Origin of the sequence: Streptomyces sp. NBC_00572, assembly GCF_026341815.1 — a bacterium.
Classification (GTDB): Bacteria; Actinomycetota; Actinomycetes; order Streptomycetales; family Streptomycetaceae; genus Streptomyces.
The window spans coordinates 460,259-478,533 of record NZ_JAPENX010000002.1; the positions used below are offsets into that span (position 1 = coordinate 460,259).

The window sequence follows — 18,275 nt, forward strand, 5'->3', positions numbered from 1 at the left end:
TCAGCCCGCCAGGTAGGCGTCGTCGAGGTTGAGGTAGGAGAACTTGTTGAGGGTGACGCCGTGCAGCTTCTTGGCGGAGACCTGGACGGCGCCGCGGATGACGAGGTCGATGATGAACGCCTCGTCGAGGAGGGTGTCGGTGATCTGCTGTCGGAGGGCGTTGGCGCGGGCGCCGGTCGCGGGGGTGGTCCAGGCCTCGCGGACGACCTTCGTGTAGGCGGCGGAGCGGAACTTCGAGGTGTTCTTGGCCTCGTTGAAGGGGTACGCGCTGACGGCGAGGGTGGAGGGCTGGACCTGCGCGAAGCCGTGGCTCATGGCCCAGAGGCCCGGCATCTTCTGGGAGATGAGGTTCTTCTGCGCGGTGGCCGGGTCGGTGGGCTGGAGGGTGACCTGGACGCCGATCTGTTGGAGGTCGTACTGGATCGCCTCGGCGACGGCGGTGTCGCCGGGCAGGTTGATGTGGAGGAGCGGCAGGTCGAGCCGGGTGTGGCCGGCCGACTTGAGGAGTTCGCGGGCCTTGCCGGGGTCGTACGTGTAGTGGGTGCGGCCGGCCTCGGTGAAGGCGGGTGAGGACGTGGGCCAGGGGGTGGCGGAGGCGAGTCCGTAACCGCCGAGGACCTGCTTGAGGATGCGTTCGCGGTCGACGGCCCGGGCGAGGGCCTGTCGGACGGTCTTGTCGTTCAGCGGGGCCACGGTGGTGTTGACGCCGAGGTAGTAGGCCCCGCCTCCGGTGGTGTACTGGCTGATGGCGAGCTCGGGGGTGGCTGCGACGACGGCGAGGTTCTTGCCTGGGACGCTGAAGGAGAGCTGGGACTGGCCGGTGCGGAGGGAGGACAGCAGGGCGTCGGCCTGGGGTACGACGCGGAGTTCGACGCCGTCGAGGTAGGGGCGGTCGGGCTGCCAGTACGTCTCGTTGCGGGTGAGGCTGAGACCGCTGCCGGGGCTCCACTTGGTGAGTTTGAAGGGGCCGGTGCCGTTGAGCTTCTTGCCGGTGACGGCGTCCTCGACGCTGTTCCGATCGGTGATGACCATGAATTCGAAGAGGTCGAAGAGGTTGTTCACCGGATGGGCGAGACGGAGGACGAGTTCGTGGTCGCCGCGCTTCTCGAAGCCGGTGACGGCGGCCGCGGTGGCTCTCAACTGCGCTGCGCGGAGCGGGTTCTGAAGGTTCTTCACCGCGAAGATCACATCGTCGGCGGTGAAGGGCCGGCCGTCGTGGAAGGTGACGCCGGTACGGAGCTTGAGGGTGATGCCGCGGCCGTCCTCGGCGTACTCCCAGGAGGTGGCGAGTTCGGGCTGCGGCTTCAGCCGGTCGTCGTAGCGGGTGAGCGTGTTGTAGATCAGCCGTTGCTGGAGCGACTGGCCGCTCTGGGCGAAGAGGAGGCTGGGGGTGAAGTCACTGTTGACGGCGACGGTGACGATGCCGCCGCGGCGGGGGCCCGCACCGGCTTTTGCGGCAGGCGCCTCGGCCTCGGAGACCGCCGAGCGGCAGCCGGCGAGACCGAGACCGAGCAGCAGGGTGCCGCCGCCCGCGGCGCGCAGGGTGGTGCGCCGGGAGGGGGCGGAGGGTGTGGAGGAGTACAGCTCGGTCATCGATGCCTGCCTGTGGAGGAGAGCGGAGGCGCGCGGGACGCACGGATTCGTTCCGCTGCGGAAGGAAAAGGAAACGTGGCACGCGGGGATGCGGCGTGCGGTGAGGGTGCGGCGCGACCGGTCGGCGGCCGGGACGGCAGGGGCGCGGTCCGTCAGCGGGGCGACGACGGGCGACCCGCCTTCAGCGGGGCCGGAGCGGAACAGGTGGGGCCGGAGCGGTGACCGGCGTCGGGTCAGACCCGGACGGCACAGACCGCGCCGGCCTGTCGACAGAGGTCGACGTGCCTGCGGGAGATGAGGCTCATGTCCGGATTCACGGGAGCAATATGACAGCGGCTTCGCGGGGCGGTCAACCGGCCTTGACCGCATTCTGAGACAACCTCAGCTCTACCCCTCTACCGGAAACAGCTCACCCATGGTCTCAATAGGCCTTCTGAACAGGGGATTCAGCAGAACCGTGCCAGCCGCGACAGGCAGCGTGGCCGGTCCGGCATGTGGACTGACGATCCGTTCGGGATCGTCGCAGACGTGCGAGAGGTCGATCGCGGCCCCCCGGATCTCCTCCAGGTACTCCGGTTCGAGGACGCTCGCCTGCTCGGTCACGACGACCAGGTCGGGGTTGAGGACGTCGAGGAGGAGGGCGGTGGCACGGCCCACAGCACGGGCCCGCTCGCGCAGCAGCCGGTCGGCGCGCCGGTCCCCCGCCGCCGCCGCGTCCACCACGAGGGAGGTGTCGGGTTCGGGCACGATCCCTCGACGCACGGCGGTGCGACCCAGGGCGGTGTTCGAGGCGGTCGCCTCCAGGCAGCCGGAACGTCCGCACGCGCAGGGAACGGTGGAGTCCGGCACGGGCAGGTGCGCCACGTCGCCGGCCGCGGCACCGGGGCCCTGGTGGACGACTCCGGCGAGCCCGACGGCCGCGTCGACCACGTTGCCGATGAACAGATGGACCAGGCTCCGCCGGGCGGCGGGCCGGCCGAAGAGGATCTCCGACTGGGCGATGGAACGCGCGTGGTTGTCCACGCGCACGGTGCCCACGCCGAGGTCACGGGCGAGTTCGGCGGCGAGCGGCCGGCGGCGCCAGCCCAGGGCCTGATGGCGGACGACCACGCCCTCGGCGGGGTCCACCCAGCCGCCGACCGCGGCGCCGACCCCGAGCAGCGGGCGCCCCCGCGTATGGGCGTCGAGGAAGGCGCGGAGTTCACGGGCGACGGCACCGGGCAGCCCGTCCGGCGCGATGCCGTCGTGGGGGTACGAGCGCTGGGCCAGGACCTGTCCGCGCAGGTCGACGAGGGCGAAGGTCGAGCTGGGGACGCCGAGATGGACACCGCCGGCGACCGGCCCGCCGGAGGCGCCGATGTGCAGGTCGACGGGGATCTGGGGCCGCCCCACTCCCCCACCGCCGGCCGGTTCGGGCAGTTCCCGCAGGAGACCGAGCCGGGTGAGATCGGTGGCCTGCCGCGAGACGGCGGCGGGGCTGAGGCCGGAGAGCCGGGCGACGGCGCTGCGGGCCACCGGTCCGTGGTCGAGGACGGTCCGCAGGACGGTGGCGGCGTTGGCCTCGCGCCTGCCGTCGCCCGCCATCCGGGGACCGTGCGCGGTGTTCCTCGTCATCGGGGCCTCTCTGGTCACTGTTGCGGCGGTGTGAATTCCCGGGGCGGTCCGCGCCTGGACCGTCGGCCCGCCGCCCGCGCCGCTCCCGCCCCGCGACAGGACGGAGGCCGTCGCAGGTCAACAGCGGTTCGACGGGGTGCGCCGGGTCGGGTCGGCGGCGCCGGGCAGGCGCCGATTCAACCATCGAGAGCGGCCGTTCGGGGAGCGGACCGGCGCTTGACGTGCGGCTGCGGCCGCTGCGAGTCTCCGGGACATGTTCGCGACCTGCTCCTGTCCCGCCGCCTCCGGCGTCTGATCCTCGCGACCCTCCCCTGTGAGCGGTACGCCGCTCCAGCTCTCGTACGTGCCGTCGTACCCCCGGGCCCGTCGGCCGCGCCGCGACCCTCCCCGCGCTCGTACGACGCAGAGAACCCGTGGCAACTCACCGGCCCTCGTCGGGGCTTCTCGCCCCCTCATTGCTTCCGCTCCGAGATTAATTCAGTCCGGGCCCCGTCCGGACCCTGCCCAGACCTCGTTCGGGATCCGTCCCGGACCCGTGAAAGGAACCCGTCATGTCGACCGCGACCACCACCGAGTCCGTCACCGTCCAGAAGGTCGGCGGCCGCCTCGGCGCCGTCATCTCCGGCGTCCGCCTCGGCGGCGACCTGCCCGCCGAGACCGTGGCCGAGATCCGCGCCGCGCTCCTCGCGCACAAGGTCGTCTTCTTCCGCGGCCAGGACCACCTGGACGAGGAGGCACACGAGGCCTTCGGCCGGCTCCTCGGCACACCCGTCGCCCACCCCACCGTCCCCTCGGCCGACGGCCGTTACTCCTTCCCGATCGACTCGGACTACGGCGGCCGTGCCAACCAGTGGCACACCGACGTGACCTTCGTGCCCGCCTACCCCGCCTTCTCGATCCTGCGCGCGGTGGTCATCCCGCCGTACGGCGGCAACACCCTGTGGGCCAACACGGCGACCGCGTACGAGAACCTCCCCGAGCCGCTGCGCGCCCTGGCCGACAGCCTGCGCGCGGTGCACTCCAACGACTACGACTACGCGGCCCTGCGTCCCGGGGCCCTGCCCGAGCAGCTCGCCCGCTTCCGGGAGATCTTCGCCTCCACGAAGTTCCTCACGGAGCACCCGGTGGTACGGGTCCACCCCGAGACCGGCGAGAGGACGCTGCTCCTCGGCAACTTCGTCCAGCGGATCAGCGGTCTGACGGGCGCCGACTCCCGCGCCCTGCTCGGTCTTCTCCAGTCGCACGTCGAGCGCCCGGAGAACACGGTGCGCTGGCAGTGGCAGGTCGGTGACGTCGCCATCTGGGACAACCGCGCGACCCAGCACTACGGCGTGGACGACTCCGACGACCACGTGCGCAAGCTGCGCCGCGTGACGATCGACGGCGATGTCCCGGTCGGCGTGGACGGCAGCTCCTCGGTCCTCCTCGCGCCCGAGTCCGTCCCGGACCCGGCGTTCGGCATCGCCTCGGGCGATTCCGCGGAGGAGCCCGTCGCCGTATGACGGGCGTCCCGCCCCGGGTGATCGTCGTCCTCACCGGAAGGCGATCGAGGCCGCGCGCTCCTCGCCCCTCGACCAGCGGCGTCCCGAGTCGTCCCCGGACGACCGGGTCCCGTGAGAGGGAGTGCGGTTCGGACACCGCCGACCGAGGGCGGCGCCAGGGGCGCGGACGGCGCCGCCGAGGGCAGGGGTGCGGGTTCCGGCCGCGGGTTCGGCGGGGGGCGAGCTCAGAGCCGGACGGCCCTCACTCGGTCAGCCGGACGGCTTCGCGTAGTCGGCGAAGCCGGTCCAGTCCAGCGCGACGCAGGCTTCGTCACCGAGGACCCAGGCGTCATGGCCGGGCTTGACCTCCATGTAGTCCCCGGCCCCGTACTCGGTCGTCTCGCCGTCGTCCATGACGACCTTCATCCGGCCGCTGACGATGTACCCCACGTGCGACGCCTGGCAACTGTCGGTGCCGGCGATCGGCTTGACGTGCTTGGACCATTGCCAGCCCGGCTCGAACACGGCACGGCCGACCGCGCCACGCTCACCGGTGACCAGGTCGAGCCTGCCCTTGTTGCCCTCGAAGGGACGGGTCTCGTCCGCTGCGTCGAAGCTCTTCTTCACGATGCCGGCCATCATCCGCTCCCGGCGGTGGAGGGGTGGAGTCCCCGAGTCCACTTCCAGGCTACGCGTCGGGGCTCGGGCGGGCACCCGCATGCCGAACGACAAGTGGTTCGCATTTGCATTGAATTTTTGTTGAAGGAAGTTCACCGAAGGTGATCGCCACTTGGCGGTTCCAGGCATATCCGCAGCTCAAATTCTGTGCACATCCCTTACCGGGCAGACCTACACATAAAGGCCAGATAAGCGCACAATGAAGCAGCGGCAGCATTTGCCGCAAGTGCGGTCAGACGTGCATGACGCCAGAAGGAGGCGAGTCGTATGGCCGACGTCTCTCACCGTCCTGGTGATATCGCAGGACACCCCGACGCGTCGGAAATGCGGGACCGATATGCCCGTATGCTCCAGACCCGAGGTGTCGCGGCGGTCGAGGAACTCGTGATCCTCGCCGGTATCTACGCCGCGATCTCCGCGTGGACGGTTCACTTCTCCGCCACCCAGCCCGCGCTCGCCATCAGCAACCTGGTCGTCGGCATCTCCCTCGCGGTGCTCGGCCTGTGCATGTCCATGGCCCCGGAGCGGTCACAGGACCTCAACTTCGTTGTCCTGCTGATGGGTGCGTGGCTGATCGTCGCCCCGTGGGTGGTCGGGTCGAGCCCCGACACCGGCACCATCCTCAGCAACGTGATCACCGGCGCGTGCGTCTGCCTGTTCTCCCTCACGGCCGGCGGGCTGCTCATGACCAAGAGAAGGACGTGACGTTCTGATCCTCTCCCGCAACGGCGGCCCCTCCGACACCGGAGGTGCCGCCGTTCACTGTTTTCTGCCCCGGAACGGCCACTGCCCGGTAACGAATTGACCCATGTGGTTTCAGCCACCTAAGTTCTGCGTAAAGCTTGCTCCACAGGGACAGGCTCCCGCTCGCATACCCAGTCCTTGGGGGGACAAAGTGAACTGGTACCTCGACGTCATCAAGAAGTACGCGGTCTTCAACGGCCGGGCGCGCCGCCAGGAATTCTGGATGTTCGAGCTGTTCAACTTCATCATCTCGATCGTGCTCGTCATCATCGGCATGGCACTCGACTTCTCGCTGCTGAGCACGCTGTACTCGCTGGCCGTCTTCCTGCCGTCCCTCGGCGTGACCGTCCGCCGTCTCCACGACACCGGCCGCTCGGGCTGGTGGATCCTGATCGGTCTGGTGCCGCTCGTCGGCTTCATCGTCCTCATCGTCTTCGCCGCCACCGAGGGCGAGCAGCACGAGAACGCGCACGGCCCGAACCCGAAGCTGGCCCCGGCCTACTGACGGACCCGGCCTGCTGAAGGCCTCGCACGCGCACGCACGCGGCCCCCGGAAGGAACGCCTTCCGGGGGCTTTCCGCGTGCCGGACCGGCACAGCCCGGCGAGTTCCCCCGGAGCGCCGCATAGAGCCGGTACGGCGCGTTCGCCGGCACCCCCTTGTGCAGGATGGCGCACGACCGTGACCGGCGGCCCCGCCTAGCCTCGCCGCAACGGCACCAACGAGGGGCGGTACCACCGGTGAACTGGCACATCCACGACTACCGCGAGAGCGATCTCGCCGCCGTCGTCCATCTGATCGACACGACCGCGGAGCTCGGCCAGGAGTCCGTGTTCTCGCTGGCCGAGTGCATCAGCGCCCTGACCGGCCGCCAGCCCGCCGTGGTCGCCGTCCACCAGGGCGTGCCGATCGGAGCCGCGCTCGCCTGTGTCTCCGGCGAGCGGGCCTGGGTCATGCGCATCGCGATCTCCTCGGCCTGGCGCGGCCGCGGTCTCGCCAGCGCCCTGCTCGTGGAGTTGGAGCGACGCCTGGTGGCGGCGCGCGTGGGGCGCATCGCGTACGTCCTGCCGGAGGAGGAGCTCCTCGGCGAGGGCCTCCTCAACGCCGGGTACACCCGGCAGCCCGCCGTCGCGTACTTCGAGAAGGTGGAGCCGCTGCACGGTCCGGCCGCCGGGCTCCTCGACGACCTGGGCGGCCGGCTGCTCCCGGGCGACCTGTGGGCCAAGGTCGCCGGGATGGAGCGGGAGAAGGACCTGATCGAGCGCCGGGTGGTGCTCCCCCTCGCCGAGCCGGAGCGGGCGGGACGGCACGGTGTACGGCCGCCGCGCGCGGTCTGCCTGTTCGGCCCGCCCGGCACCGGGAAGACCACGTTCGCGCGCGGGATCGCCTCACGGCTCGGCTGGCCGTTCGTGGAGATCCTGCCGTCCCGCCTCGCCGACGAGGGCAACCTCGCCGCCGCCCTGCGGTCCGCCTTCGCCCGGATCGCCGAGCTGGAGCGGGTCCTGGTCTTCATCGACGAGGTCGAGGAGATCGCCCCGGTGCGCTCCGAGCCCGCGCAGCCCGGTGGGATGCACGGGGTGACGAACGAACTCCTCAAGTTGATACCCGGCTTCCGGGAGCGGGACGAGCGGCTGCTCGTCTGTGCCACCAACTCGATCCGCTCCCTCGACCCGGCGTTCCTGCGCCCCGGCCGTTTCGACTACCTCATCCCGATCGGTACGCCGGACAAGGCGGCGCGGGCGGCGATCTGGGCCCGGTACACCGACGGCAGGACGGACGTCGACGTCGACGAACTGGTCCTCGCGAGCGACCTGTTCACGCCGGCCGACATCGAGCACGCGGCCCGGGTCGCCGCCCAGGCCTCCTTCGAGCGTGATCTGCTCGCCGTCGGCGGGCGGGGCGGCGACGGTCCGGTGCCCGGGGCGAGCACCGCGGACTATCTGGCGGCCATCGGGGAATGCAGGCCGACGGTCACCCCGGAGATGGTCGAGCAGTTCGCCTCCGACATCACCGCACACGCCCGGACCTGACGGCGAACTCCTGCCCGGCCGCGTCCAGTTCCGACCGGTCGGGCGGCTGGGCGCCGGCCCGGGAGACGGTGACGGCCGCCGCCGTGCCCGCCCTCCGCAGAAGCCCCGCGAGGTACTCGGCGCCGAGCCCGCGCAGCGCGTCCCGCCCCCGCCCGGCGAGCGTGTCGAGGACGGCGGACATGAAGGAGTCGCCCGCGCCGACCGTGTCGACGACGTCGACCCGGGGCGCCTCGGCGGCGACCGTGTGGTGCCGGGTGAGGGCGAGCGATCCGTCGGCGCCCCGGGTGACGAGGACGACGGCCGGGCCGAGGGCGAGCCAGCGGGCGGCGACCGTGTGCGGCTCCTCGCCCGGGTACAGCCAGGCCAGGTCCTCGTCGCTCGCCTTGACCAGGTCGCTGAGGGCGACGCAGCGCTCCACCCGGGCGACGGCCTCCTCGTGTTCCCCCATCAGTTCGGGCCGCACGTTGGGGTCGTAGCTGACGGTGGCGCGCTCGCGCAGCCGCTCGGTCTCGGCGAGGACCGTGGCCGCGCCGGGTGCGGTGACGGCGGCGATCGAGCCGATGTGCACATGGGCGGGTGCCAGGCCGGCCGGCGCGCCGCCCGTCAGCGTCCAGGCCATGTCGAAGGTGTACGAGGCCTGGCCGCGCGCGTCGAGACCGACCACCGCCGACGGGGTGCGTAGCGGCACGTCGCCGACCTCCACCCGTACGCCCGCGCCGGTGAGGTGGGCCTCGATGAGCCGTCCGGTGGGGTCGTCGGCGAGCTGGGTGAGCAGGGTGACGTCCCGGCCGAGGCGGCCCAGACCGTAGGCGACGTTGGCGGGGCTGCCGCCCGGGTGGACTCGGTCGGAGGCGCCGGAGCCGGCCGGGGCGCGGACGATGTCGGCGACGCACTCGCCGATCACCAGGAAGGACATGGGTCAGAGCTCCTTGGCGTAGGTGTCCTGGTAGCCGGCCCGGCCCCCGAAGACGTTCAACCCGACGTGGCCCGCGCTGTAGGTGGCCGCGGTGTCGGTGTGGTCGATGATGCGGTCCCCGTCGAGGAACACCTCGATACGGGTTCCCCGGTGGACGATCCGCAGATGGTACGTGGCCCCGTGCCGTACCAGGGCGGGGACGCGGGCGAGCGCTGCCGCGTCGTCGAAGGAACCGCCGCGCCGCACGACGAGCCGGACGGCCCGCAGGTCCGGATCGACGTTGAGGACGTAGCCGTCGGCACCGTCGGCGGAGGCCCGCCACAGCAGGGAGGCGGCGCCCCGGGTGCCGGTGGGTCCGCCGAGCCTGAGCAGTCCGGAGAGTTCGAGGTCGGCGAAGCGGCGGGCGGACATCGTGTCGCTGTCGCGGTCGAAGGTGCCGGTGTGCCCGGCTCCGGTGGGTTCCCAGCGCCCGGCGGGGACGGTGGTGAGGGTGCCGAGGTCGGTGCGGAACTCCCCCGGCGGCGGCGCGGCGGCCGGATCTGGGAGCTCGTCGGTGAGCCGACAGGTGGAGGCGAGCCGGTGGAAGGCCAGTTCGGCGATCCTGACCGTGCCGCCCTCGGCGGTGAAGGCGAGGCCCCGCGCGTCGGGGTCGGGCAGGACCAGGCTGGTGACGACGGCCTCGCCCGCGCCGCCGAACGCCTCGACGGACGAGGAGTCGACGAGGATCCGGAGCCGTACCGCGCGGCTCCCGTCCGGGGCGCGCCCGGCGGCCAGCGGGGCTTCGGTGCGGCCGGCGAAATACCGGGTGAAGTCGGTGCGGCCGGAGTCGGTACGGTCGACGAACAGGCACTCGCGCACGGCGTCGTAGCCGACGCGCGTGGCCTGCCCGTCCTTCGTCCGCAGGTGGAAGGTGCAGCTGTTCGCCGCCCCGGTCGCGGGCAGGACGAGCTCGGTCTCGATCTCGTACGTGGTCCCGGTCAGGCCGGCGCACGGATCGGTCGCGCCGGGTCCGATCGTGAGGTCCCGTCGTACGGTGCTGCTGGTCCGGATCAAAGCCAGCTCGGATACGGGCCGTTGGCGCAGCACGAGGCCGTCGGGCCCGTCGGCGACGGTGAGTTCGCGGGGGATGCTGTGCTGGCCGTTCCACGGACGGGTGGGCGCACTGAAGGGATAGTCCCAGTTGGTCGTCCAGCCGAGCCAGACGCGCCGCCCGTCGGGCACGTTGTCGAAGGTGATGGCCGCGTAGAAGTCGCGGCCGTGGTCGCTGCGCGGTGCCGGTCCGGGGGCCTGGTCGGCGGTGAAGGCGGTGCCGTCCCAGGTGCCGGTGAGGTAGCGGGCGGTGGACCCGTCGGTGGCACGGACGGCGCCCGTGCTCAGGGTGAGGATCCAGACCGTACGGGCGGGGTCGCCGTCGACCGGGAGCGGGAAGAGGTCGGGGCACTCCCAGACCCCGCCGCCGGCCACCCAGTCCCCGTAGCCGAAGGAGCTGGCGTGGGTCCAGTGGAGGAGGTCGCGTGAGGTGAGGAACCGCAGGTGGTCGCCGCCGGAGACGACCATGACCCATTGGTCGCGAGCCTCGTCCCTGAAGACCTTGGGGTCGCGGAAGTCCCAGCCGCCGTCCGGTCCTCCGGGATTGCCGACGAGCGGTTCGGGACCGCCGTAGGGCTGCCAGGAGCGGCCACGGTCGGTGCTGTAGGCCGCGCGGACCGACTGGTTCCCGCCGGTCTTGTCGGGGTGGAAGCTCGTGTAATAGGCGATGAGTCCGGGCGCTCCGCCGAAGAGACCCGAGTGGTCGTGGGCGTCGACGACGGCGGAGCCGGACCAGCAGTGGCCGTACGCGTTCCAGCCGAGGGCGTGCGGGAGGGTGCGCCAGTGGAGGAGGTCGCTGGAGACGGCGTGCGCCCAGCGGCCCTCGTCCTGGTGGAAGAGGTGGTACTCGCCGTCGTAGTGGACGAGACCGTTGGGGTCGCTCCCCCGGCCGGTCCGGGGTGAGTGGTGGACGGCGGGCCGGTGGGGCTCGGTGAAGTGCTCGCGTACGTCGACGGCGTGGATGTCCTGGAAGTACGCGGTACCACCGGCGGCGACGAGCCCGACGGTGTCACCGTCGGCGCTTGCGGGTGCGCGCAGGCCCCGCACGCCGTCCACGTACACCGTGAACTCTCCGCGCACGAGGTGGACTTCGACGCGGAAGGGAGTGTCGGCACGCAGGGGGCGGACGGGCGGGGGCGCGGTGGCGAGGAGAGTGCGGCGGGTGTGGTCGACGAGTCGGAGCTCCCCGCTGCCGGGCGCCAGGAGGATCTCGTGACCGCGTACGAGGAGTCCTGCCGCGCTCGCGCCCGCGAGCCGCACATCGGCGGAGACCACGAGGTCGGCGCCGCCCGGGGCGGGTGCGGTCCGCAGCCCGTCGGTGCCGCGCAGGCCCCGCAGGTCGCGGGTCCAGGTGCCCGACTGCGTTTCGGCGCCCGGGAGTTCGGAGCGCGGACCGGCGGCGGTGACGTTCTCGTAGGCGACCCGGCCGTTGTAGGCGAGGAGCCCGGGGCGGCCGGAGAGGTGCGGGGCGGGGGCCGGGTCCTCGGTGTCGATGACGGGGTCGTATCCGTCGGGGCGGAGGAAGTCGCTCTGCCAGTACACGCGGAGTCCGCGCCCCTCGGCCTCGACGCGCAGGCGATGGACGGTGCCGGGGGCGATGGTGGTGGCGTGGGTGCCGAGGGTGACGTCGCCGTCGACGCGGTAGAGGCGGAGCCGGCCCTGGTTCGGATCGGCCTCGACGGCGTAGCCACGGGTGCCGGTGGCGTCGGCGCGGACCAGGAGGGCGGCGACGGCGTACGGGTCGTGGACGAGGACGTCGGCCTGGACGAAGGTGTCGTACGCCTCCTCGGCCGCCGTCGTGCGCATGTTGGTGTCTGCGGGGGCGACGGCGACGAGACCCAGCGGGGTGGGCGTCCACGCGCCTCCGCCGCTGGTGGTCCAGCCGCTGAGGTCGGTGGTGACCGACCAGGTCCGGGGCGGTCCGAAGGTGACCGAGCCGTCCGCCGCGAGCAGGCCCACATGGCCGGAGGCGTGACGGTGGTCCTCGACGGCCAGGACCTGGCTGCCGTCGACGTGGACGGTGAGGGCCGGTCCGTCGAGGACGACGTCGAGGGTCGTGCCGGGGCGGCCCGCGCCGGTGGCGAGGGTCTCGCCGCTCGCCAGATCGATGAGGGCGACCCGGCCGGTGGCCGGTTCGAGGACGGCGCCGTATCCGGCGCTGCCGTCGGGCGCGGCCCGGAGGACGAGTCCGCCCCGGGCGTGCGGGGTGGCCGGGTCGGCGGCGATCCGGGCGGAGTATCCGGCGCGGGCCCCGACGCGGTGCTCGGACATCGCGAGCGAGGCGGTCGCGCCGGCGGCGGTGGCGCGCTGACCGCCGTCGGCGGTGCGCTGCCAACTCCCCCGGTACGGAAGGGGGTCGGGGATGGGCGAGGTGACGGCCTCGGGGAGGGTGGTCCGGCGGCGGGCGGCGGGCGCGGCTTCGGCGGTGCCGGACACGGGGGTGGGCAGGAGGACGGGCAGGAGCGCGAGGCCGCCTGCCCGGAGCAGGGTGCGGCGGTGGAGCGGGACATGGGGAACACGCATGGGGGCCTCCTCGGTGGTGGGGTGGCGCCGTACGGGTGAGGGCCCGGTGCGGGGCGGAGCGGACCGCCCGGCACCGGGTCGAGGCGTGACGCGGAGCGGGATGTGCGTGCGTTGGCTACGGCCAGAGCGGGCGGGGCCCCGTGGTGATCGGAGCCATGTGCCAGGCGTCGAGGCCGTCGACGGTCGCGCCGCCCGCGCCGGTGAGGGACACTCCGGTCGCCCGGTCGGGGCGGGTGGGGTAGACGCGGGCGGTCAGGGCACGCCCGTTGGCGAAGATCTCCAGGGCGGAGTGGTCCACGAGGACGCGGAGTGCGACGGCGCCGTCCTCTCCGAACGGCAGCGGGCCGTGGCGGGGTGAGGTGTCGACGTCGGGGTCCAGACTGCTCGCTTCACGGTGGAGACGGAGTGTGCCCGAGGTGCCGGTGGCGTCGCGGGTGACCTCGACGACGGTGCGTTCGGCGGCGTCCGGGGTCTCCCGTACCGCGAGCCGTACGGTGGCGCCCGGAGCGAGCCGGAGCGTCGCCTCCAGGTCGAGCTGGTCGCCCCGGATCGCGTCGAGGGGCGACTCCGTGCCCGCCTCGAAGGGGCCCACGGCCACGTGGTCGCGGCGCAGGCGCTCCAGTTCGGGGACGGGGATCTGGGCGAGCGCTCCGTCGGCGCCCCGGGTGACGAGGCGCGGCAGGGACATGACCCCGGACCAGCCGGCGCTGGCGGTGGCCTCTTCGCCGCGGCCCTCCTGGAGCCAGCCGAACATGATGCGGCGGCCGTCGGCGTCCCGTGTCGACTGGGGTGCGTAGAAGTAGTTGCGGCCGTAGTCGAGCCGGTGCAGGGCGGTCGGTTCGAAGCGGTCCTCGGTGTAGCGGCCCGTCCAGTAGAGGGGGTGGAGCGTGGCGCCCTCGTCCCAGGCCGAGAAGGCGAGCACGTCGACGTCGCCGACACGGAAGAGGTCGACGCACTCCCACATGGTGCCGGTCCAGTCGAGGTCGGTGGCGCTGCCTTCGCTCGCGTCGCCGACGAGGAGCGGGCCGACGTACCGCCAGTCGCGCAGGTCCTCGGACTCGTACAGGAAGGCGGTGCCGCCCCGGCCCCGGATGCCGGAGCCGACGAGCTGACGCCAGCCGGCGCCCTCGCGCCAGACGCAGTGGTCGCGGTAGGCGGTGACGTCGACGCCGGTGGGCGGCGCGGCGATCACGGGGTTGGCGGGGTCCTTGGTCCAGTGCCGCAGGTCGGGGCTTCCGGTGGCGACGCAGGGCAGTTCGCGTTCGCCGTGCCGGCCGGAGTAGACGAGGGTGGGCACTCCCCCGTCGTCGACGAGGACGCCGGACCAGCAGCCGTCGCGGTCGGGTCCCGTGGTGCCGGGGACCAGGGCGACCGGTTCGTCGGTCCAGGTGACGAGGTCGGTGCTGGTGGCGTGACCCCAGTGGATGCGGTGGTGGGCCGGGGCGAGCGGGTTGTACTGGTAGAAGAGGTGATGGACGCCGTTCCAGTGGCTGAGCCCGTTGGGGTCGTTGAGCCAGCCACCGGGCGAGGTGAAGTGGAACCGGGGCCGGTGGGGGTCGCGGAAGGCGCGCTCGGCGAGGCCGTCCACGGCAGAGGTGTCCGCGGCGGCGATCAGGTCGTGTGTCATGCGGCGGTGATCTCGGCTTCCGGGGAGTCCGCGCTCTGGAGCACGCGGTGGGCGAGGTCGTGGGCGGGCGCGTAGAGGTGGCAGCGCACCCAGTGCGGCTGCCCCTCGTCCTCGCCCACGATGTGGCGTACGGGAGTGGTGCTGTTGCAGGTGCCGTCGTCGTACGGGCATGACTCGGGGGCGAGGACGGCGGCCCGCAGCCGGGCCCGCTCGGCCTTGTCGTAGCCGGTGGACCGCGTCGGGTCGGGGACGGCGGAGAGCAGCAGCCGGGTGTAGGGGTGGGCGGGTGCGTCCATGACGGCGAGCGCGTCGCCGCCCTCGACGAGTTCGCCGGCGAACATGACGGTGGTGGTGTCGGCCAGGTAGCGGGCCGAGCCCAGGTCGTGGGTGATGTACAGCATCGAAAGGCCGCGTTCGTCACGGAGGCGGCGCAGCAGGTTGAGGACGCCGACCCGGACGGACACGTCGAGCATGGAGGTCGGTTCGTCGGCGAGGAGGACGCTCGGTTCGACGGCCAGCGCCCGTGCGACGGCGACGCGTTGCCGCTGCCCGCCGGAGAGTTCGTGCGGGTAGGCGTCGAGCATGTCCGGGGTGAGCCCGACCTCCTCCATGAGGGCGGCGAGCCGGCCCCGGTCGGCGGCGTGACCGTGCAGGACGAGGGCTCGGGTGAGGAAGTGGTCGATGCGATGGACGGGGTTGAGGGAGCCGAAGGGGTCCTGGAACACCATCTGGACCTTGCCCCGGTACGTACGGGAGGCGCGGCGGCGTTCGGTGCGCAGGACGTCCTCGCCGTCGAGGAGGATCTGTCCGGAGGTGGGCCGCTCCAGGCGGGCGAGGCAGCGGGCGATGGTGGACTTGCCACTGCCGGACTCGCCGACGAGGGCGGTGACGCGGCCCCGGTCGAGGTCGAGGTCCACACCGCACACGGCCCGGACGCGGCGCCGGGAGAAGACGGTACCGACGGGGAAGTCCTTGGTGAGGCGCCGTATCTGAAGGAGCGTCATGACGTGGTGCCTCCGCTGGACGTGAGGGCGGCCCACCGGCCGGGGGCGATCTCACGCAGATCGGGGATGTGTGTCGAACAGTCGGCGCGGTCGTCGGGGCAGCGGACGTGGAAGCCGCAGCTGTCGGCGGTGCGCGGGGCGTCGAAGAGGCCGCTGAGTTCCCGGCGCGGCCCGGTGAGCGGCGGGAAGGCGTTCATCAGCGCCTCGGTGTACGGGTGGAGGGGCCGGGCGAACAGTTCCTTGGCGTCGGCGAGTTCGACGAGCCGTCCGCCGTACATGACGCCCATGCGGTCCGAGAGTTCGACCATCAGCGACATGTCGTGGGTGATGAAGAGTACGGAGAAGCCGAGCGTGCGCTGGAGTTCGCGGATCTGGGCCATGATCTCCTGCTGCACGACGACGTCGAGCGCGGTGGTCGGCTCGTCCATGATGAGCAGCGCCGGTTCGAGGGCGACGGCTATGGCGATGACGACGCGCTGGCGCATGCCGCCGGAGAGCTGGTGCGGATAGGCCTTGAGCCGGTCGGGGCCGATGCCGACGAGGTCGAGGAGTTCCGCGGCGCGCTCTCGGGCGGCGCGCTTGCGCAGCTTCTCGTGGGTGGTGAGGATGTCGCCGATCTGTTCGCCGATGGTGAGCACGGGGTTGAGGGAGTTCATCGCGGACTGGAAGACCATGGCGATCTCGCGCCAGCGGAAGGCGCGCAGCTCGCGGGTGTCCATGGCGAGGACGTTCCGGCCCCGGAAGGTGACCGATCCGGCGGTGATGGCGGCCGGTGGCTTGAGGAGCCGCATGACGGCGTTGGCGACGGTCGACTTGCCGCAGCCGGACTCACCCGCGAGTCCGAAGATCTCTCCGGCTCCGATGGTGAACGACACGTCGTCGGCGCCGACGACGCTGCGGCCGTCGCCGCGGTACTCGACCCGCAGACCGCGCACGTCGAGGACGGAGTGGCTGTCGTGGCTGTCGTGGCTGTCGTGGCTGTCGACAGGGGCGTTCACTGCTGCCTCCTTCGCCGGGCCCTGAGCCTCGGGTTGGTGATCTCGTCGACCGCGTAGTTGACCAGGGCGAGCGCGAAGGCGACGAGGGCGATGGCCAGACCGGACGGGACGAACGCCCACCAGGCTCCGGTCATCAGGGCTCCGTCGTTGCCCGCCCAGTAGAGGTTGGTGCCCCAGCTGACGACGGAGGCGTCGCCGAGGCCGAGGAACTCCAGGCCGGCCTGGGCGCCGATGCCGAAGATGACGCAGCCGAGGAGCGTGGTCATCACCACGGACGCCATGTTGGGCAGGATCTCCCGGAACATGATCCGCAGGGGGCGCTCCCCCGTGACCACGGCGGCGGCGACGAAGTCCTTGCCGCGGATGGAGGTGGCCTGGGCACGCAGGACGCGCGCCGAGCCGGCCCAGCCGGTGACGGTGAGGACCAGGACGACGGTCGTCGTCCCCGGCGGCAGGAACGCGGCGAGGATGACGAGCAGCGGCAGTCCCGGCACGAGCAGGAAGACGTTGGTGACGAGGGTCAGCAGATCGTCGACGAGCTTGCCGAGATAGGCGGAGGCAAGCCCCACCAGGAGGGCGACCAGGGTGGCGGCGATGCCGACGGTGAACCCGACGAGCATCGAGCTGCGGGTGCCCAGAAGGGTGAGGGCGAGCACGTCCTGGCCCTTGGCGGTGGTGCCGAGCCAGTGGTCGGCGGAGGGCGGGGTGGCGCCGATGTCGGTGATGAGGGACGGGTCGCCGGGCGCGAGGACCGGGGCGAGCAGTCCGAGCAGGGCGAAGACGGTGAGCAGCAGCAGCCCGGCGCGGGCCTTGCGGTCGGCCAGCAGCCGGCGGCCGAGGCCCTGACGGGACCGGCGCTCGGGGGCCGGCGGGCCGGCCGGTGGGTCGTGGGACACGGCGTTGGCGGTGTCCGGGGTGTCGAGGACGGGCATGGTCGTGGTCCCTCCTCAGCGGACGCGGACGCGCGGGTCGAGCCGGACGTGGATGAGGTCGACGACGAAGTTGGCGAGCAGGACGGCCGCCGTGATGGTGAGGAAGATGCCCTGCATCAGCGGGTAGTCGAGGGCCTGGACGGAGGCGAGCAGCTGGTAGCCGATGCCGGGGTAGGCGAAGACGACCTCGGTGAGGAGAGCGCCGCCGACCATGAAGCCCAGGGCCATCCCGAAGTTGGTGACGGACGGCAGCAGCGCGTTGCGGGCGGCGTACCGGAACATGATCCGGGCGGGGCTGAGCCCCTTGGCCTCGGCCATGGTGATGTAGTCCTCGGCGGCGGTGGCGATCATCGTGTTCCGCATGCCGAGCATCCAGCCGCCGATGGAGACGAGCACGATGGTCAGGGCGGGCAGGACGAGATGGGTGGCGACGTTCCCGAGGAACGCGGCGTCGAATCCGGGTTCGAGGCCGACGTCGTACGCGTGCCTCAGCGGGAACCAGCCGAGGGTGACGCCGAAGAGGTAGAGCGCGCCCATGGCCAGCCAGAAGTACGGGAACGAGCCGACGAAGATCAGCAGCGGCGGGAGCGCGGAGTCGAGGATCCCGCCCCTGCGCCAGGCGGCGAGGACGCCGAGGAGGTTGCCGACGAGGGCGGCGACGATCAGGGCGGTGAGGCCGAGGAGCAGCGTCCAGCCGATCTGGGAACCGATGACCTCGGAGACGGGGGTCGGGAAGCGGGAGATGGAGATGCCGAGGTCGCCGGTGGCGACGCTGTGGAGGTAGTCGACGTACTGCCGCGGCAGCGGCCGGTCGTCGAGACCGAAGAGTTTCTGCAGCTGGGCGATCTGATCGGGCTGCATCGTCCCCTGGGCCTGGGCGAACATCCGGGAGACGGGGTCTCCGGGCATGAAGCGCGGCAGCAGGAAATTGAGGGTGACGGAGGCCCAGAAGGCGATCAGGTAGAACCCCAGGTTGCGCAGGACGAGACGCACTGCTCTTCTCCCTGTCGGGGTGGGGGGCCGGCGCGCGGGGCGGCGGGCCGGCCC

15 protein-coding genes are annotated in these 18,275 nt (G+C 72.1%); 4 read left to right on the forward strand and 11 right to left on the reverse strand.

What is annotated here, in order from left to right:
* The 3 genes from OG514_RS34430 to OG514_RS34435 form a co-directional block, all read right to left on the reverse strand.
* The gene (locus tag OG514_RS34430) at window positions 1–1,593 is read right to left on the reverse strand and encodes an ABC transporter substrate-binding protein (RefSeq protein WP_266901447.1); all 1,593 of its coding nucleotides are present in this window, start codon (window positions 1,591–1,593) and stop codon (window positions 1–3) included.
* A gap of 233 nt (window positions 1,594–1,826) precedes the next feature.
* Complete coding sequence (locus OG514_RS39545; protein ID WP_319313152.1) at window positions 1,827–1,898, reverse strand: putative leader peptide; 72 nt, start codon at window positions 1,896–1,898, stop codon at window positions 1,827–1,829.
* Between the two features lie 82 nt (window positions 1,899–1,980).
* Window positions 1,981–3,207, reverse strand: coding sequence for an ROK family transcriptional regulator (locus OG514_RS34435; RefSeq protein ID WP_266901449.1), 1,227 nt, complete (start codon window positions 3,205–3,207; stop codon window positions 1,981–1,983).
* A gap of 551 nt (window positions 3,208–3,758) precedes the next feature.
* Here OG514_RS34435 and OG514_RS34440 point away from each other — a divergent pair.
* Window positions 3,759–4,709 (forward strand): TauD/TfdA family dioxygenase, encoded by a 951-nt coding sequence (locus tag OG514_RS34440; RefSeq protein ID WP_266901451.1) that lies wholly within the window; start codon window positions 3,759–3,761, stop codon window positions 4,707–4,709.
* Between the two features lie 249 nt (window positions 4,710–4,958).
* Here OG514_RS34440 and OG514_RS34445 read toward each other — a convergent pair whose 3' ends face one another.
* Window positions 4,959–5,327 carry a cupin domain-containing protein gene (locus tag OG514_RS34445; protein ID WP_266901453.1) on the reverse strand — a complete coding sequence of 123 codons (369 nt, stop codon included), beginning with the start codon at window positions 5,325–5,327 and terminating at the stop codon, window positions 4,959–4,961.
* A gap of 384 nt (window positions 5,328–5,711) precedes the next feature.
* Between OG514_RS34445 and OG514_RS34450 the strand changes: the two genes are divergently transcribed.
* From OG514_RS34450 to OG514_RS34460, 3 genes are all read left to right on the forward strand, one after another.
* Complete coding sequence (locus OG514_RS34450; RefSeq protein WP_266901455.1) at window positions 5,712–6,071, forward strand: SPW repeat protein; 360 nt, start codon at window positions 5,712–5,714, stop codon at window positions 6,069–6,071.
* Between the two features lie 190 nt (window positions 6,072–6,261).
* Window positions 6,262–6,615 (forward strand): DUF805 domain-containing protein, encoded by a 354-nt coding sequence (locus tag OG514_RS34455; RefSeq protein WP_266901457.1) that lies wholly within the window; start codon window positions 6,262–6,264, stop codon window positions 6,613–6,615.
* A gap of 234 nt (window positions 6,616–6,849) precedes the next feature.
* Window positions 6,850–8,139: an ATP-binding protein gene (locus OG514_RS34460; protein ID WP_266901459.1), complete on the forward strand. Its 1,290-nt coding sequence runs from the start codon at window positions 6,850–6,852 to the stop codon at window positions 8,137–8,139.
* On the opposite strand, the gene OG514_RS34465 is transcribed toward OG514_RS34460, so the two are convergent.
* From OG514_RS34465 to OG514_RS34495, 7 genes are all read right to left on the reverse strand, one after another.
* Window positions 8,117–9,055 carry a carbohydrate kinase gene (locus tag OG514_RS34465; protein WP_266901461.1) on the reverse strand — a complete coding sequence of 313 codons (939 nt, stop codon included), beginning with the start codon at window positions 9,053–9,055 and terminating at the stop codon, window positions 8,117–8,119. The two genes, OG514_RS34460 and OG514_RS34465, sit on opposite strands and share 23 nt — an antisense overlap.
* A gap of 3 nt (window positions 9,056–9,058) precedes the next feature.
* Complete coding sequence (locus OG514_RS34470) at window positions 9,059–12,667, reverse strand: glycoside hydrolase family 32 protein (protein WP_266901463.1); 3,609 nt, start codon at window positions 12,665–12,667, stop codon at window positions 9,059–9,061.
* Between the two features lie 115 nt (window positions 12,668–12,782).
* A complete protein-coding gene (locus OG514_RS34475; protein WP_266901465.1) occupies window positions 12,783–14,294 on the reverse strand; it encodes a glycoside hydrolase family 32 protein in 1,512 nt (503 codons plus the stop codon).
* Window positions 14,291–15,298 carry an ABC transporter ATP-binding protein gene (locus OG514_RS34480; protein WP_266901467.1) on the reverse strand — a complete coding sequence of 336 codons (1,008 nt, stop codon included), beginning with the start codon at window positions 15,296–15,298 and terminating at the stop codon, window positions 14,291–14,293. The genes OG514_RS34475 and OG514_RS34480 overlap by 4 nt, the downstream gene beginning before the upstream one ends.
* On the reverse strand, window positions 15,295–16,296 hold the full coding sequence (locus OG514_RS34485; RefSeq protein WP_266901469.1) for an ABC transporter ATP-binding protein: 1,002 nt from the start codon (window positions 16,294–16,296) through the stop codon (window positions 15,295–15,297). Before OG514_RS34485 ends, OG514_RS34480 begins: the two co-directional genes overlap by 4 nt.
* Entirely contained in the window at window positions 16,293–17,228 is a 936-nt protein-coding gene (locus OG514_RS34490; protein WP_266901471.1) for an ABC transporter permease, read from the reverse strand. The genes OG514_RS34485 and OG514_RS34490 overlap by 4 nt, the downstream gene beginning before the upstream one ends.
* A 15-nt stretch (window positions 17,229–17,243) precedes the next feature.
* Complete coding sequence (locus OG514_RS34495; protein ID WP_266901473.1) at window positions 17,244–18,221, reverse strand: ABC transporter permease; 978 nt, start codon at window positions 18,219–18,221, stop codon at window positions 17,244–17,246.
* Window positions 18,222–18,275: the final 54 nt, after the last annotated feature.